This window comes from Micromonospora sp. NPDC047134 (assembly GCF_040643455.1).
GTDB lineage: Bacteria > Actinomycetota > Actinomycetes > Mycobacteriales > Micromonosporaceae > Micromonospora.
Window position 1 is genome coordinate 1 of record NZ_JBEYUI010000029.1, and the last position, 15,229, is coordinate 15,229.

Below are 15,229 nucleotides of genomic sequence, written 5' to 3' on the forward strand. Positions count from 1 at the left end.
CTTCCGCAACCCCGAAAACCAGCGATTACGCACCCGCACCGCGACAACCCGACGCCACCGCGGACACCTCAACCCCGCCTAACTTCGAAGAGCCGGGATACAACGAAATGTCCAACCAGGTCAACTGGGATCCGTTGGACAACAGTAACGGTAATCCTGGGTACGACTACGCCGAGATGGGATGGCGCGGAAGCTACTCCTCAGAGACGGACACCAGCACGCACACCGCCTACTGGCTCGAGGTGGGGATCGAAGACGAGTACGTGGTGGAGGAGTTCCACGCCATCCAGAGACCGGACTCCACCTTGGCCGATGGATCGATGCACACCTGGATGAGCCTCGGCAACGACGCGGGCGAGTGGGACTTGTTCTACGACTTCAACCATGTTGGAACGACGCGGTTCGCGCCCGGTAACCGGACCCGTGACCTCGAGTACGGCCTGCTCACCCGCCATGCCGAATATGCCTCGCTGGCCACTCCGTTCGAAAACCGGCTGCAGCTGCTGGATGGTAACGACGTGTGGCATCGGCCGACGCTGGGGCAGGTTTCCGGCTTCTCGAGGAACATCTGCGGTCTACCAGACCCGTTCTCGCTTGAAATGGGTGAGGCCAACACGCCCCCCTACTGCTATACCTCCTCGACAACAGCGCGTAGTACCGGCGAGGTCGACCGGGTGACGCTCGGCAAGCCTGCGGCCGGCACTCTGGCGGCTGCGGCGCCAACGCCGAACACGGCCAGCACGGCCGTGCACAACGGTGTCGACCAGAGAGCGCTTGCCGATTGTCTGGGTGACGACCCCGCCCGCTGTCTGGAGACCGTCCCCGGCTTGGCCGCGTGTGTCGCCGCCCGTAAGCAGTGCAACGCGTTACCCGCCCGCCCCGCCACCTCCAGCGAGCGCCGAAAGCCAGTCACGCCGGCCGAGGCCCAGAAGTTGGCCGGACGCGATCTGCGGGTGAAATCCCCCGGCGGCCGCGTCGCGACCCTAACCAGCGACGAGATCGGCCGAAGCGGCATCGCGCTCGACGGCGCCCCGGTCGGGACGAACGTTCACGTCGTCACCGGTGATGCCACCGTCAACGGCCTGGGCAAGCGTTCGGACCTCACTTACCAGGGTTACACGATGGTCTATGACGCCGCGGACGGACGTCTGCTCTACGCATGTCTCGGCAGCCCCTGCCCCCGAAAGGAGCTTTCGTGAGGAGACTCGCCTCTCTGGTGGTCGCCGCGGTCGGCGTATTCGCCACGGCCACCCCCGCCACAGCGGCCGTCCCGCGGCCCGAACCGACTGGCTGGCTGGTGACGGAATCCTCCGGCAGCACACCCACGCCGGACAACACGCCGCCGCAGACCAGTACCGCTCTGCCCGCCGCCCTGCCGCAGGACGATGTGAAGCGGATCTGCCGCAGCCAGCACGCCGCACAGGCATCGACCCAGCAGGGCTGGATGATGGACCGCTTCAATCGGTGCCACATCGGCCATCGCAAGGTCGAGCTGCGCTGTAGGGGCTGCAGCACGGCGATCGCCAGCGTCGAATTCGGAGTCTCTACGCGAGTTCGCACAGCCCCACCTCTACTGATCTTGCTTGTTTGGGCTGGTAGGGGGTCTTGTCGCGGATGCAGGCCCAGAGGACGTTGAGGCGTTGTCTGGACAGGGCGGCGGTGGCTTGGCGGTGGGTCTTACCCTCAGCTCTCTTCTTGTCGTAGTAGGCGCGTGATTGTGGGCAGTGGGTCAGGGCGGTGAAGCTGGACATGCTGAACACCCGGCGCAGACCACGGTGGTAGCGGTGCGGCCGAACCTGGTGACCCTGTCTGCGTCCGGAGTCGCGGGAGATCGGGGCGAGGCCGGCGTGGGCGGCGAGTGCGGCGGGACTGGGGTAGGTGGTGAGGGTGCCGGCGTGGGCGAGGAACTCGGCGGCGAGGGTGGTGCCGATGCCGGGCAGGCTGGTGACGATCTTTCCCAGCTCGTGCTCGGCGACAATCACGGCGATGGTTTCTTCGATGGCGGTGATGCGGTCGTTGACCGCTTCCAGGTCGGTGGCCATCTGCGCCACGATCCCGGCCACGGTGGCCTCTCCGGCGACGGCGATGGTCTGCGTCCGGGCGGCGGTGAGGACTTTGGCGGTGAGTGCCCTGGCGGCCCGGACGCCGTGCTGGCGCAGGTAGTCCAGGATGCGGGCTTCACCGGCGCGGCGCAGTCCGGCGGGTGTCTGCCACTGCGCGAGGAGCCGCAGCGCGCCCTTGCTGCGCAGGTTCAGCGTCTTCTCGAGCGCTGGGCTGATCATGGCCAGGAGGTCCTGGATGCGGGCGGTGATGCGGACCCGGTCGGCGACCAGGTCGAGGCGGCGGGAGACGAGTAGCTTCAACTGCTGCTGCACCCCGTCGGCGAGAGTGAGGGTCGGTAGGTCGCCGCGCATGCGCAGGGTCTGGGCGATGACGTAGGCGTCGTGGGCGTCGGTCTTGCGTTCGCCGTGGAACGCCTCCGCCATCCGTGAGGTGACCATGCCGCTGACGTAGCGCACGTCCGCATTCCGGTCGAACAGGACCGCCAACAGCAGCGCCGCTGGTCCGCCGCGTAGGTCGACGGCCCAGCGGATCGGCTTGCGGCGTTTGCCGAGCCGCCCGGCGATGCCGGAGATGGCCTGCTGGTCGTTCGGAATCTTCTCGGACACCACCACGGTGCCGTCGTCGTCAATGACGCACACGTGGTGGTGGGTCTTGCCGACGTCGACGCCGGCCCACAGGCTGCCCATCGGGCATCACCCTCTTCGGTTGTCTGGTCAAGGGGCGTGGACCCGCCGCGGTTCAGTGGCCACAACTTCGGAAAGGGCGATCGGTCGCAAGTCTCCATCCAGTGCTGATACAGCGGTCGTCAGCGAGGGTCGGGGCGTCCTACTCCTAGCTGGCCATGACATCGGCAGCACACACCCAGACAGTCACCCGACCCTCCGGGTCCACACGGCAAACGACACAGTTCGATGTCCGGTTGCGGGTCGGACGGACTCGGGCGGTGACGGCTGCGTTCCTGCTGCCCGGCGGCGGCCCGGCGTCTCCGGACACGGGTGGATGCTGCTGCCGCGCGGGGTTACTGGCGGCGGGCTGGGCGGCGGCCGTCGCGGCGCTGCTCGTGCTGGACCTACTCGGCGTGCCGGTCGATTGGTTGGGTACGGCGACCCGTGGTCAGCTTCGCCACGTCGATCTCGCGAGGGCTGGCGATGCTTGTTGCAGGCCGGCCTGGCCCTGGTGGTCGCGGTGCTGGCTCGGGTCGGCGTCTCGCGGGGCCTGGCCGCTCTGGTGGCGCTGGTGACGCTGATCGCGGTGATCGGGTGGCGGATCTGGCGGGGTTGCTGGCGGAGGCGGCGTGCCGCCGGCGTTCACCGGGCACGCCGCCGGGGCCGGCAACCACCAGATCGCGGTCTCCAGTCTGGTCCTGCACGTGTTCGCCGCTGCCCTGTGGGTCGGCGCCTTGGTGGCCCTGCTGGCAGTCGCCGCAGCCGGCACCTCGCCGGCGCCGCAAGCCGCTACAGCCGCCTCGCGCTGGGTTGCTTCGTCGCCGTCGGCGTCAGCGAGATCGTCAACGCCGCCGTACGCCTTGGCGCGGTGGACCAACTCTGGTAGTCCTCCCACGGCTGGCTGATGCTCGGCAGGCTGGCCGCGCTCGCCGTTTGCTATCCGTTGGAGGCTAGGCGGATGCCGAGTGCGACGAAGGCGACCGCACAGATCCGGTTGATCCGTCGGGACCAGCGTCCGTCGGCCAGTCGACCGGCGAGCCGTCCGGCGCCCGCGCCGAGGGCGATGTCGACGGTGAGTTGCACCGCCACGAAGAGCGCCCCGAGCAGCACCAGTTGGGCGGTGGCGTTGCCGGCTGACGGGTCGACGAACTGGGGCAGGAACGCCACGCTGAACAGGATCATCTTCGGGTCCAGCAGGTTGGTCACCAGCCCGCGTACGAATGACCGCCCGGTGCCGCCGGGGTGCTGCGGCTCGGTGGCGGTGGGCGTTCCGGTGCCGCGCAAGGCGCGGATTCCCAGGACGATCAGGTACGCCGCGCCGGCCCAGCGGATCGCGTTGAACAGCACCGGCGAGGCGGAGACGAGCGCGGCGAGGCCGCAGACGACCGCGGCGACGTGCACCATCTCCCCGGCGGCGACGCCGAGCGCCGCGACGGTACCGGCGCGGGTGCCGTAGCGGGCGGCGTTGGCCAGGACGAACATCATGTCCGGGCCGGGGGTGACCATGAGCACGACGATCGCGGCGAGGTACCCGGCGAGCGTCGCCGCAGACAGTCCGAGCCCGACTCAACCCTCCCCGGCTCCGTCGAGCAGTGCCTGACGCAACGCCAGCCGGTGCTCGCGGCGGATCCGCGCCTCCCGGTAGCGGCGCCGGTCGCCGTCGGTCTCGGGCAGCAGCGGCGGCACCGGCCGTGGCTGCCCGTCGTCGTCGATCGCCACCATGACCAGGTGCGCGGTGGCCACGTCGGTGGGCGGCACGGCGCGGTCCCACCGGTCGGCGGTGACCTTGACGGCGACCTCCATCGAGCTGCGACCGGCCCAGGTGATCCGGGCGTCGACGTGGACCACGTCGCCGACCCGTACCGCGCGCAGGAAGGCGGTCTCGTCGATGGCCGCAGTGACGGCCGGACCGTCGGAGTGCCGGGCGGCGACGACCCCGGCGACGGAGTCGATCAGGTTGAGGATTCGGCCGCCGTGGACCGTGCCCATCAGGTTGGTGTGGTGCTGGTCCATGATCTGCGACAGCGTCAGGTGCGACGCCGACGGCGGTCGGCCGGTGATGGTGGTGGTGTCGTGCACAGCGGGAGTCCGTCCTCGGGAAGCATATTGCCGATCCCGCCGGCACGCACGTCGAGGAACACGCTCGTGGCGTGTCACCCGCCCGACCCGCCCGCGAGGTCGACGGCAGCGCACACACCTCGTGTACGCAGCGCGGGCAGGTCTTCGGACTCGCGGGCACGACCGGGGTCGCCGGTCTCCTACTGGCCGTCGCTTCCCAGACCGAGTGGTCCAGTGCGTGGTGACGGCGGTCGTTCCCACTCACCGCTGCGGGGCAGTCCCGGATTCACACCGGGTTCCCTCTTACGACGCCCGACCTGGTACGGCCGGGCGAACCAGCGCCGTCGCCAGCCTATCGCGCTGCCTGTCACGCACCGGGTGGTCGCGGGGGCCGCTGTGAGGTAACTCCCTCCGCCGCCGCCGGGAGGGTGACGGCGGGATGTCGAAGATCGTCACGTCGTCACCACCCGCCGGGGGCGTTGGCGGGTTGGGCGCGGCGAAGGTGACCGGCGCGCCGAACGCGGCCCGCCGTAAGCCCTACGACCGGAAGTCCGACGGGCGACCAACCTCAACCGGCGCAGGCCATCACCCCAGCCGCCGGCGGACTACCGGCCCTACAGCGCCGGAAACCCTACGTGGTGGCCGAGACCCTTGCCGCGCTACACGGCCCGACCGACGGCACGGTGACGCTGCCGCGTCACCTCGACTGGTCCGGGCACGCCGAGTACGACCTGAACCGGCCCGCGCGCCTGGCCAGCATGTACAAGGTGGTGCTCATCGAAGCCAGTACCGTCGAGGACCTGAACACCTGGCTCAATGCCGACCTGCTGCGGCGGCTCTGGCCCACCTTGTGGCTGCCGCCCCAGCTCCGCCAGCACTGGGAGGACGCCTTCCCCGAACTCGCCGCGACCCGCAGCAACGCGACGTAGCGGTGGACCCCTTCCACGAACCGCCCCGTTCGCCTGGCCCGCAGATCGAATATCAAATGACCGCGTATCGAACGCATCTGGTGCCGCAAATCGAAAGCGAACGGCCTCGCAGATCGGAAGTTCGGCGGTTATGATGACGCCGTGCCCACACCGCATCTGATCCCCCGCCACGCCGCCGCGCAGGTCAACGCTGCTCTGGCGGACACCCGCGTCGTCTTGATCAGCGGGGCACGCCAAGCGGGTAAGAGCACCCTGGTCCGCCTCGTTGCCGGCGATCGTCTGGCCGAGCGCCGCGATCTTGATCGGGCTCAGGACCGGGCGGCGGCGATCGCCGATCCGGTCGGGTTCGTGGACTCCTCCGAACTCCTGGTCATCGACGAGATCCAGCGCGCTCCGGAGCTCCTGTTGGCCATCAAGGCTGCCGTCGACGAGGATCCCCGTCCTGGCCGCTACCTGCTCACCGGATCGTCGCGGCTGTTCGGCATGGTGGCTGCGCCGGACGCGCTGCCCGGTCGGATGGAAACCGTCGAGCTCTGGCCATTTTCCCAAGGTGAACTCGACGGAGCCCTGGACGGATTCATCGACGCCGTCTTCGCGCTCGGCCCGGACCTGCGACACGAGTCGGACGTGACCCGCGCCGATTACGCGGCCAGGATCGTGCGAGGCGGCCTACCCGAGGCCACCGCCCGCACCGACCCGCGCCGCCGCCAACGGTTTCTTGACGCCTATGTCCAGGCGCTCATCGACCGCGACGTCCGGCAGCTGTCCGACATTCAGCACAAGGGCGAGCTACGCAGGCTGGTACGCCTCCTCGCGGCCAGGTCCGCGACCATCATCGCGGCGAACTCCCTCGAATCCGCCCTCGGACTGAGCCGGCCGACGATCGTCCGCTACCTCCAGGCCCTGGAAGAGATCTTCCTGATCAAACGGATTCCCGGCTGGTCCCGCAACCTCGGCACCCGTGCCACCGCCGCGTCGAAGCTGATCTTCGTCGACTCGGGCATCGCCGCCAACGAAATCGCGACCGACGCCCGGGCACTGCTCCGGCCGGGCGCACCGTTCGGGCCGCTGCTCGAGTCATTTGTGCTGTCCGAGCTGTCCCGGCAGCTCACCTGGTCCGAGCAGTTCGTCGACCTGTCCCACTACCGCGACCAGAGCAGGTACGAAGTCGACGCGGTGCTCGAGAACCGAGCTGGTCAGGTGGTCGGGATCGAGGTCAAAGCAGCCAGCACCGTCGGACCCGACGACTTCCGCGGCCTACGCCGACTCGCCGACCGCCTCGGCGACGACTTCATCGTCGGCATCGTCCTCTATACCGGAACCGCCACGCTGCCGTTCGGCGACAGACTCCGCGCCATGCCGGTCAGCGCCCTGTGGCAGGTTTCCGCCTCGACAGCCGACTGACCTCGCTCGCAGGCCGCTCCCCAGCCGTCAGGGGAGTGGGCATGCACCTCAGCCGGGCGGAGGCAGTGGTGTGGCGGCCACGAGCAGGGCGAGGTCCCGGACCAGGTCGTCCAGGGCCTGACCGGTCTGCGCGCGGACCAGTCCGAGGGCGAGGTCGGCGAGGAGGTAGAAGCCGAGCGTGCGGGCCTGGTCGGTGTCGAACGAGGCCAGCAGCGCCTCCGCGCCGGCGAGGTCACCGCGGTGGCGGGCGGCGATGACCCCGGCGGCGCGCTGCACGAGGTCGGCGGCGACCGGAACCGGGCCGGTCACGCCGGTCAGAGCTTCGGCGCGGCGGCGCGGGCGGCCTCGAACCGGGCGGTCACGTCGGCCCAGTCGACGAGATTCCACAGCCGGTCGACGTAGTCCGGGCGTACGTTGCGGTACTGCAGGTAGTAGGCGTGCTCCCAGGCGTCGAAGACCAGCAGCGGGGTGGAGCCCTGCCCGACGTTGCCGTGGTGGTCGTAGACCTGCTCCACGATCAGCCGCTGTCCGAGCGGCTCCCAGGCCAGGACGCCCCAGCCGGAGCCCTGCACGCTCTTCGTAGCCGCGGAGAGCTGGCCGGCGAAGCCGTCGAAGGAGCCGAAGTGCTCGTCGATCGCGGCAGCCAGCTCACCGTCGGGGCGGTCACCGCCGTCCGGGGACAGGTTGTTCCAGAAGATCGAGTGCAGCACGTGCCCGGAGAGGTTGAACGCGAACGTCTTCTCCAACCCGACCAGCGCCGCGAAGTCACCCTTGTCCCGGGCCTCGGCGAGCTGCTCCAGGGCGTCGTTGCTGCCCTTGACGTACGCGGCGTGGTGCTTGCTGTGGTGCAGCTCCAGGATCTCGCCGGACATCGCCGGCTCCAGCGCACCGTAGTCGTACGGCATGTCGGGCAGAGAGTAGACGGCCACCAGCAACTCCTCACACCATCGTCGTCGCAGAGTTGGGCGGGCACCCCGGCGGTGGTTCAGATCATCGCGTTGCCGGAGCACCCGCCCACTGGTGCCAGCTTTGCGTAGTTGCCAAATTTTGGCAATAAGAACGGTCCAAAGTGAGGCGCGGACCGACGCCGGGTCGGGCGCAGCACGTCGCAGGAGACCTCCACAGCGGTCGATGGAAAAGTAGAGCTGACCAGCGCTTACGCACTTCGCTGAGCTTCCGCAGGCGATCACAGCGGCGCGCACGTGCGACCGGCACAGAACCCCTGGAAAGAAAAAAGCCGCAGGTCATCAGCCTGCGGACACAAATGGAGCGGCGGGTTAGAAACCGATGCTCTATCCCCTGAGCTACGAGGGCGCGAGGGCCCAGTCTAACGGCCTGCGGGTTGACCCGGGGTGGCAGGGAGTGGCCTGGGTTGTCCCGGTGGGTCGGGGCGGCGGATGACCACACGTCGATCACACCGACCACGTCTGCGATCGTGATCGTTGGCCTGCTTTGCCCTGGTTTGGCATCGGTTGACCCAGGGTGGTATCGGCTGGAGAGCACACGCCGCACACATCATCCAAGATCACGGCTGGCCGTTTGGGGCGCGTTCGGAGGGCCGCGAACGGGCGGGTGTTGGCCATGTCGGCGGCTGTCGGGTGAGTCGTGGGGCGGTTCAGGTGATGGCGCGGACGCCGGGCCAGCGTTCGGTGGGGCGGTGGCGGGCGAGTCGCTGGCGGGAGATTTCCGGGCTGACTCTGCTGGGGTTGGGTCGCCAAATCCCGTCGAGGAGGTCGTCGAGGCTGTGTGGTGCGCAGACGGCGATGTGGTCGTGTGGGTCGAGGCGGATGGCCACGGCGGTGGCGTATTCGGGCCAGGTGGCGACTGCTTCGGCGATGCTGCGCAGGGGCGGTACCGCACCGCCGCCGAACTTCGCCGGGTACCAGGTGTGTACGGCGGCTTGGTTCTTCGCTTCCCATGGTGGCTCCGGCCAGGCCGCTTCCAGCCGTTCGGTGGCGCGGTCGTCGTTGTCGCGGCTGAGGTCGGTCGGGTCGAGGAAGGCGACGTCGACGTCGCGTACCGAGCTCGGGTCGAAGCCGTTGCCGTACCGTTCGGCCCAGACGAGGTCGCGGATGACGCCGGCGCCGATCCAGGCGTCCGGCAGGGCTGAGTCCCGTACGACATCCAGCGCCCGGATCAGCCAGGGGCTGCGCCGTACCAGATCCCGCAGTTCGTCTTCCCGCATCGCTTCCCCCTGGTTGTCGCTGTTCGGTCCTGCCCAGTCGAAACATCCGGCTGATGCGAGGCGCTTGGCCGGATTGCAGGAGGCGCGCGGCCGCCACGGTATCCGGAAGCCTCATGGTTGCACCGTCAACGGTCAGGAGATCCCAGGGCAACGGGTCTGAATCGCAGCGGCCGGTTTGGCTGGCGGCAGCGCTGCGACGATCACCTGCGCAGCCTGGGAGATGCCCTCGGTCGGGCATCGCGGTGAGGATGAGTGGCAAGGGAAGGGGGGTGGCGATGACCGAGGAATTCGCTTCGGAAGCCCCGCCGGACCCGACCACGGCCGCCGGTGCACCCGTTGTCCCGTCCTCCGTCGAACCGCCGAGCAGCCTTGACCTGTGGGTCCGGGCGCAGCAGTTGTACCGCTGGTCCGGCGAGGACGACGGCGAGCCGCACATCCTGCGCGGATTCGACTGAGACGGGCGGGGTCACCTCCGCCGGTCGGCGACAGCCGGCAGGCGGGCGGGCGTGTCCGTCATCCGCCGATGGAGGAGTGCCATGTCCATCCACGACGCACGAGTCGAAGTCATGGATCCTGTCGAGTTCGCCCGGCTGGTCAAGCGCACCCCGGTTGACGAGCTGCGTCAGGTTTTGCGCGGTGATCGGCGGGCTGAGATTCTCGATCACCTGATCGGCGCGATGCCGGCCGTGTTCCGACCTGAGGTTGCCGGCAAGACCCGTGCGGTGGTGCATTGGCGCATCGGTGACCGGGCCGACGGTGGGGTCGACTCCTACGAGATGGTCATCGCCGACGGGGTGTGCACCCTGTCGCCTCGGGTCGACGCGAAACCGCAGCTGACGTTGAGTCTTGCCGCGGTCGACTTCGTCCACCTGGTCACCGGTAACGCACACGCGGTGATGCTGGTGATGAAGGGCCGGTTGAAAACCCGTGGGGAGCTCGGGTTGACCGCCCGGTTCCCCAACTTTTTCGCCGCGCCCAAACCCTGACCCTGCCAGCACCGCGCCGAAGCCCTGACCGCACCGGGTCCGCACCCAACCCGTGACCGGGCCGGGCCGCGCCCCGGGCCCGATCGGGCCGAACCACCAGCCGGAGGCAGCGCCATCGCGTTGCCATCACCAATTCGAAGAGGGGTACTCGAGTGACGGAGCAGCCGAACGTGATCGCCGACCTCATCGCCGAGGGCGAGGATATCGACAGGTTGGTCGCCGACCTTGGCGAGCAGGGTTGGGCGACGCCCACCCCGGCGCCCGGGTGGACGGTCGCTCACCAGGTTGCCCACCTGGCTGCCACCTTCCGGCTGGCGGCGCTCGCCGCGTCGAACCCGGAGGCATTCCAGGGGGTCATCTCCCGACTGACGCCGAACTTCAGCGCCAACGTCGACGCCGCTCTGGCCGAGTTCCTGGCGGAGCCGCCACCGGTCCTGCTGTCCCGGTGGCGGGCCGAGCGGGCCGGTGCCGAGAAGGCTCTCGCCGCGTTGCCGCCGGACCAGATGGTGCCGTGGCTGGTCCGGCCTCTGCCCGCTGCCGTGCTGGCCATGGCCGGCATGATGGAGACCTTCGCCCACGGGCAGGACATCGCCGACGCCCTGGGCGTACGGCGGGAGTACACCGACCGGGTCGGTCACCTGGTCGCCTTCGCCGTCCGTACCTGGGACTTCGGCTACCTGGCCCGGGAGTTGCCGGTGCCGGAGGTGGAGTTCCGGTTCGAGTTGACCGCCCCCTCGGGCAAGGTGTGGTGTTTCGGCCCGGAGGACTCGGCCCAGCGGATCACCGGCCCCGCGGTCGACTTCTGCCTGCTGGTCACCCGCCGCCGCCACCGTGACGACCTGGGGTTGACGGCCTCCGGTGAGATCGCCGACGGCTGGCTTGACATCGCGCAGGCCTACCGCGGGCCGGCGGGTGAGGGCCGGCGTCCCGGTCAGTTCGCGGCGGCCAGCCGCTGACTTTGGTGCCCGGCACGGCGACGCCGTGCCGGGCACGATCATGCCCGGTCACACCGCCCGAGGCGGGTAGGTCACCGAATCTGGACACACTGCGGCCGGGGTGGGGGTGTCCCGGATCGGCAGCGAATCGTCCTGTGCCCGGCGCCGGGTGGTGGTCAGCCGGCCCCGCGGGGGTAGGGGCAGGGCATCTCGGCCGGGTGGCCGGGGTTCCGTGCGGCCTTCCCCGGCGGGGGGTCGACGGCCGACAGGCGGCCCGGTGCGGGCGGGGCCGCCTCGGAGGTGGCGTCCGGGCTACCGAAGCGCTTGGTGACCAGGTGCTCCTGGGCCATCTCGCGCAGCGCGCCGAGGGCTGCGTCCAGCAGCACCGCGCGGGCCACCGCGGCGGCCCGCTCCACCTCCATGCCGTCATGCGGGAGCAGGCTCAGCTCCCGTTCCGCGTACTGTTCCGCCAATTGCGCGTACGGGTGGAAGAACTCGGCCCCACAGCTGCATCCCAGTTGGCGGAGCGCTGCTAGGACGTGGGCCAGCCGATTGCGGCCAGGGGTGTCGTCTCCCACCTGCCAGCCCAGTTCGTCGATGAAGCGCTCGACCTCGGCCCGTTCGGCCGTCAGGGCCTCGGCGGCGTTGGAGTTGTCCAGGTCGGGGTGTACCAACCGGTTGGCGACCTGGTAGAGCCCGGGCAGGGAGAGCTCGTCGTCCTCGATGGCCGCCAGTAGTTCCAGCACGGTGGACAGCTCGAGCTGACCGATGCCGGTCAGCGCCCGGATGAAGAGCAGGCGACGCCGGTGCGACTCGCCGTACTGCGCCTGGTTGCGGCCGGTCGGTTGGCCCGGCGGGAGCAGGCCCTCCCGAAGGTAGAACTTGATTGTGGCGACAGGCACGCCGGTGCGGCGGCTCAGGTCAGAGATGCGCATCGTGCTCCCCCAGCTGGTTAACTCAGCCCCGCGCTGCGATTCTCCCATGTGGAGTGGTGATGGATCAGTGGTCGTCTCCCGGGACGCTCGTGGCGGAAGCGTCCGGGACACAGGTCATGCGGCGGCCCCTCCCGCCGGCGGGCCTCAGGCCGCCTTGCGGCCGGCCTCGGAAAGCTGTGGGGCGATCCCGGTGGCGGGTGCCAGCAGTGCCTCGGTGGCCTGCTCCTCGGCGGCGAGCCGGGCCAGCGCGAGCTCGCGGCTGTCCATCAGGGCCAGCAGGACGGGCGGGTCGATGCTCTGGATCGGTTGGAAGTCCAGGTCCACCCGGATGTCGGAGTCCCGGTTGACGGTCAGCGGCCCGTGCGAGGCCACCGCGATCGGGTGGTTGGCCTCGTCGGGGGAGCCGTCCTCGCCGGCGGCGACGGCCTGGGCGAGCAGGTACCAGGTGCCCGGTGGCACCGCGGCGAATCGGAAGGAACCCCCGGCCGACAGCACCGCGCAGCGTACGGGGCGACCTTCGGGAATGCGGTCGGCGAAGAGGCCGAGGAAGACCAGGGTGTTCGGCCCGCCGGGCTGGGCGGGGATGCGGCCGTGCACTCGCGCCTCGGACAAGGCGGTCGGGCCGGGGTCGGTGGCGATGTGCGGGGCGTAGCCGGCCCGCCGTCGGTAGGCGGTGGGCGACATGCCGATGCTGCGGGTGAACCGCGAGCTGAAGGTGCCGACGCTGTTGTAGCCCACTCGCAGACTGATGTCGGCGACGTTGAGCGAGGTGGAGACCAGCAGCTGCTTGGCGCGCTGTAGCCGCAGCGCCGACAGGAAGCGGCCTGGGGACACCCCGGTCACCCGCTGGAAGATCCTGGTGAAGTGGAACTTGCTGAACATGGCCGCCCGGGCCATGTCGTCGACGGTGAGTTGCTCGCCGAGGTTGTCCCGCATCGTGTTGATCGCGCGGTCCACGGCTTGCTTGCTCGATTCCTCCATGATGCCTCCCACTGACCCGAAAGCAAATTGTGCTTGAATGGTCAATAATTGTTCTGCGGAAATAACGAGAGTTTGGTTCGGTTGCCTTTATCGAGTGATGACGGTGATTGCCGCAGTGCGCCGTTGCGCATTATTAATCTACTCCGTTCGTGGCGGATGACCCCTGCTTCTGGTCGAGGTTAACCCAGCTCTGATCGATTGACAACACTGGGAATCACCGGACGGCGACAGAGCGCAATCGTGAAGAGGGGTGCGTCATGAGCAGCGCTTTACTGGTGATATGCGCCTGTCGACCGCCTATTTGGATAGCGGTACGACCCACTTTCCAAAAGGCCGGCTGAGCTGGCCGTAATTTGACGGTGGGTTACCGCAACGGCGCCTGACCTCCGCGATTTGCCCTGGAATGTTGGTAATTGCCAGTCGGCCTAGCCTGGCCCTGCTCACGCCCGGTGGAGGTTGTGCTGAATGGGCAGGATTGTTGCCAGTGATGATGAATCTGGATGATTTATTCACTCATGGCCGCGGCGGCGATTTCTTAATGCTGGCTTAATCTTGGGCCGGTTATTGAAATCGATTTCTGGCACCCGGGTTAATGGTTGCAGAACTGCCTGCGCCCGATCTTACGGAATCGGTCGTCGGCGTTTTGTGTCGGTTGGTGATCCGACGACGGGGGTTGATCATTCGGCTGAATCTCCCATGGATCTACATCGTTGATCTAGGTGCGCTCGAGAATGATCGTCGAAATGGTACGGCCCGCTGGCCGTCAGTGTACGGGTCCCACTGATCGCACTGCACCGTCCCGCCCCTTCGACCTTCACCAGGGAAGGAAGGGCCACAGGTGGGAACAAGGCCGGCCGCACATCCCATCGGTGAGACACCTGCACCGTGGGCACCTTACCGATCTCGCCGGGGGTACGAAATCGGTGGTGGCGCCCCCGGAGGTGGATCGACCAGGGGCGCCGGCGACCTCGCGGAAACGTCCGACCAGGGCATCGCCAATGGTGCGGCGGATTTCAGTCCGCGAATGGTGCCGGCGCCACCCGTGTGCCCAGGTAACGGGCTGCGGTGAGGCTAGACCAGGCGGCCAGTTCGACCAGGGCGCGGTCGTCGTACCCGTGGGCGCGTACCCGGTCGATGTCGGCGGCGGTGACCCGGTAGGAGGCGTACGCCACGAGCATCGCCAGGCGTCCCGCCGGGCGATCCGGCTCCGGCAGGCCGGCCACGCACTCCGCCAGCCAGCGAATATCCCCCAAAAGGGGCGTAGTGTCGTCCAGGGCGGGCGGGGGAGCCTCCAGCCGGGGCAGCTGCGCGGCCACCAACCGGCGTACCGACTCGGGGACACTGCGCTCGCCGGCCGCCTCGACCACCGCGGCGGACCGGGAGAAGGCGGCGACCAGGTGCGGCCGGCCACCGGTCCAGGACAGGTCCGACGGCACCGGCGCCGGGGGTAGCAGGCCCGGCGACTCACCCGCGACCACGGTCGTACGGGCCAGTCCGCCCAGGATCCGGGCCGCGCCTCGCCGCAGCACCGCCGCCACCGGACCGGGCACCGGGGGCAGGGGTGAGTCCGGCAGGAATACGTTCACCATCCGATTCAGGTAGTGGAACACCACCGCCACCCCGACTAGTTCGGGGCCCTGCTCGGGCGGGAACGGCGGCGGCCCGCCGCGAACGGCCCAGTTGGCCAGGTCGCGTAGCCGGGGATCCCGCAGATCCGCCAGTCGCCCGGTCAGCACCGCCGCCGCGTCCGGACCGGTGAGCAGGCCGGCGAGGGTGCCGCCGTGCACGTCCACGCAGTACGGGCAGCGGTTGGCGGTGGAGACGCCGGCAGCCACGATCTCCCGGGCCTCCCGGCCCGCGGGGCCGGGTGCCAGCAACGCCTCGCGCAGCATGGTCCAGGCTGCGGCGAGCAGGGGTGGGGCGACCGCGTGCAGCGCCACCGGGGGTGCGAGCATCCCGAAGTCCCGTTCGACCTGGTGATACACCTTGGCCACCGGCCCACGCGCCGGACCGGGTGCGACCGGTGCGACGTACCGCAGTTGCACCGCCGTGGCGCCCCGGGTGACCCTCGTGATGAGCTTTCGCAC

General features: G+C 69.2%; 14 protein-coding genes, 1 pseudogene and 1 riboswitch. Of the genes and pseudogenes, 6 read left to right on the forward strand and 9 right to left on the reverse strand.

The features are described 5' to 3' along the window. Nucleotides 1-1,199 (forward strand): hypothetical protein (locus ABZ795_RS25280; RefSeq protein WP_357532146.1); only part of this gene is annotated, 1,199 nt, incomplete at its 5' end. A 345-nt stretch (nt 1,200-1,544) separates the two neighbouring features. On the opposite strand, the gene ABZ795_RS25285 is transcribed toward ABZ795_RS25280, so the two are convergent. The 3 genes from ABZ795_RS25285 to ABZ795_RS25295 form a co-directional block, all read right to left on the reverse strand. Beyond that, nucleotides 1,545-2,750 (reverse strand): IS110 family transposase, encoded by a 1,206-nt coding sequence (locus ABZ795_RS25285; RefSeq protein ID WP_357532147.1) that lies wholly within the window; start codon nt 2,748-2,750, stop codon nt 1,545-1,547. 915 nt (nt 2,751-3,665) lie between these two features. Then, a complete protein-coding gene (locus ABZ795_RS25290; protein WP_357532148.1) occupies nt 3,666-4,235 on the reverse strand; it encodes a LysE family translocator in 570 nt (189 codons plus the stop codon). A 60-nt stretch (nt 4,236-4,295) separates the two neighbouring features. Next, nucleotides 4,296-4,808: an acyl-CoA thioesterase gene (locus ABZ795_RS25295; RefSeq protein ID WP_357532149.1), complete on the reverse strand. Its 513-nt coding sequence runs from the start codon at nt 4,806-4,808 to the stop codon at nt 4,296-4,298. 117 nt (nt 4,809-4,925) lie between these two features. Then, nucleotides 4,926-5,142: riboswitch (cobalamin riboswitch) on the reverse strand. Nucleotides 5,143-5,321: 179 nt separating this feature from the next. Here ABZ795_RS25295 and ABZ795_RS25300 point away from each other — a divergent pair. Then, nucleotides 5,322-5,716 (forward strand): annotated as a pseudogene (locus ABZ795_RS25300) (hypothetical protein); the annotation flags it as partial. Nucleotides 5,717-5,857: 141 nt separating this feature from the next. Continuing rightward, entirely contained in the window at nt 5,858-7,120 is a 1,263-nt protein-coding gene (locus ABZ795_RS25305) for an ATP-binding protein (protein ID WP_357532150.1), read from the forward strand. 48 nt (nt 7,121-7,168) lie between these two features. On the opposite strand, the gene ABZ795_RS25310 is transcribed toward ABZ795_RS25305, so the two are convergent. From ABZ795_RS25310 to ABZ795_RS25320, 3 genes are all read right to left on the reverse strand, one after another. Next, a complete protein-coding gene (locus tag ABZ795_RS25310) occupies nt 7,169-7,429 on the reverse strand; it encodes a superoxide dismutase (RefSeq protein ID WP_357532151.1) in 261 nt (86 codons plus the stop codon). A gap of 5 nt (nt 7,430-7,434) precedes the next feature. Beyond that, nucleotides 7,435-8,049: a superoxide dismutase gene (locus tag ABZ795_RS25315; protein WP_357532152.1), complete on the reverse strand. Its 615-nt coding sequence runs from the start codon at nt 8,047-8,049 to the stop codon at nt 7,435-7,437. Between the two features lie 686 nt (nt 8,050-8,735). Then, entirely contained in the window at nt 8,736-9,305 is a 570-nt protein-coding gene (locus tag ABZ795_RS25320) for a nucleotidyltransferase family protein (protein ID WP_357532153.1), read from the reverse strand. A gap of 275 nt (nt 9,306-9,580) precedes the next feature. On the opposite strand from ABZ795_RS25320, the gene ABZ795_RS25325 reads away from it, so the two are divergent. The 3 genes from ABZ795_RS25325 to ABZ795_RS25335 all read left to right on the forward strand — a co-directional run bounded on the left by ABZ795_RS25325 (nt 9,581) and on the right by ABZ795_RS25335 (nt 11,247). Further along, the gene (locus ABZ795_RS25325; protein ID WP_357532154.1) at nt 9,581-9,760 is read left to right on the forward strand and encodes a hypothetical protein; all 180 of its coding nucleotides are present in this window, start codon (nt 9,581-9,583) and stop codon (nt 9,758-9,760) included. A gap of 111 nt (nt 9,761-9,871) precedes the next feature. After that, entirely contained in the window at nt 9,872-10,291 is a 420-nt protein-coding gene (locus ABZ795_RS25330) for an SCP2 sterol-binding domain-containing protein (protein ID WP_327022989.1), read from the forward strand. Between the two features lie 152 nt (nt 10,292-10,443). Further along, the gene (locus ABZ795_RS25335; protein ID WP_357532155.1) at nt 10,444-11,247 is read left to right on the forward strand and encodes a TIGR03084 family metal-binding protein; all 804 of its coding nucleotides are present in this window, start codon (nt 10,444-10,446) and stop codon (nt 11,245-11,247) included. Nucleotides 11,248-11,402: 155 nt separating this feature from the next. Here the strand turns inward: ABZ795_RS25335 and ABZ795_RS25340 are convergent, their stop codons facing one another. The 3 genes from ABZ795_RS25340 to ABZ795_RS25350 form a co-directional block, all read right to left on the reverse strand. Next, entirely contained in the window at nt 11,403-12,161 is a 759-nt protein-coding gene (locus ABZ795_RS25340; protein ID WP_327022986.1) for a MerR family transcriptional regulator, read from the reverse strand. Between the two features lie 144 nt (nt 12,162-12,305). Then, nucleotides 12,306-13,142: an AraC family transcriptional regulator gene (locus tag ABZ795_RS25345; RefSeq protein ID WP_327022985.1), complete on the reverse strand. Its 837-nt coding sequence runs from the start codon at nt 13,140-13,142 to the stop codon at nt 12,306-12,308. Between the two features lie 1,013 nt (nt 13,143-14,155). Then, nucleotides 14,156-15,229: a carboxymuconolactone decarboxylase family protein gene (locus ABZ795_RS25350; protein ID WP_357532156.1), complete on the reverse strand. Its 1,074-nt coding sequence runs from the start codon at nt 15,227-15,229 to the stop codon at nt 14,156-14,158.

What these genes read in the sequence shown, in the direction of transcription:
- ABZ795_RS25285 (WP_357532147.1), bottom strand. Translation starts at nt 2,750, where the DNA reads ATGGGCAGCCTGTGGGCCGGCGTCGACGTCGGCAAGACCCACCACCAC.
- ABZ795_RS25340 (WP_327022986.1), bottom strand. Translation starts at nt 12,161, where the DNA reads ATGCGCATCTCTGACCTGAGCCGCCGCACCGGCGTGCCTGTCGCCACA.
- ABZ795_RS25325 (WP_357532154.1), top strand. Translation starts at nt 9,581, where the DNA reads ATGACCGAGGAATTCGCTTCGGAAGCCCCGCCGGACCCGACCACGGCC.
- ABZ795_RS25290 (WP_357532148.1), bottom strand. Translation starts at nt 4,235, where the DNA reads ATGGTCACCCCCGGCCCGGACATGATGTTCGTCCTGGCCAACGCCGCC.
- ABZ795_RS25345 (WP_327022985.1), bottom strand. Translation starts at nt 13,142, where the DNA reads ATGGAGGAATCGAGCAAGCAAGCCGTGGACCGCGCGATCAACACGATG.
- ABZ795_RS25320 (WP_357532153.1), bottom strand. Translation starts at nt 9,305, where the DNA reads ATGCGGGAAGACGAACTGCGGGATCTGGTACGGCGCAGCCCCTGGCTG.
- ABZ795_RS25330 (WP_327022989.1), top strand. Translation starts at nt 9,872, where the DNA reads ATGGATCCTGTCGAGTTCGCCCGGCTGGTCAAGCGCACCCCGGTTGAC.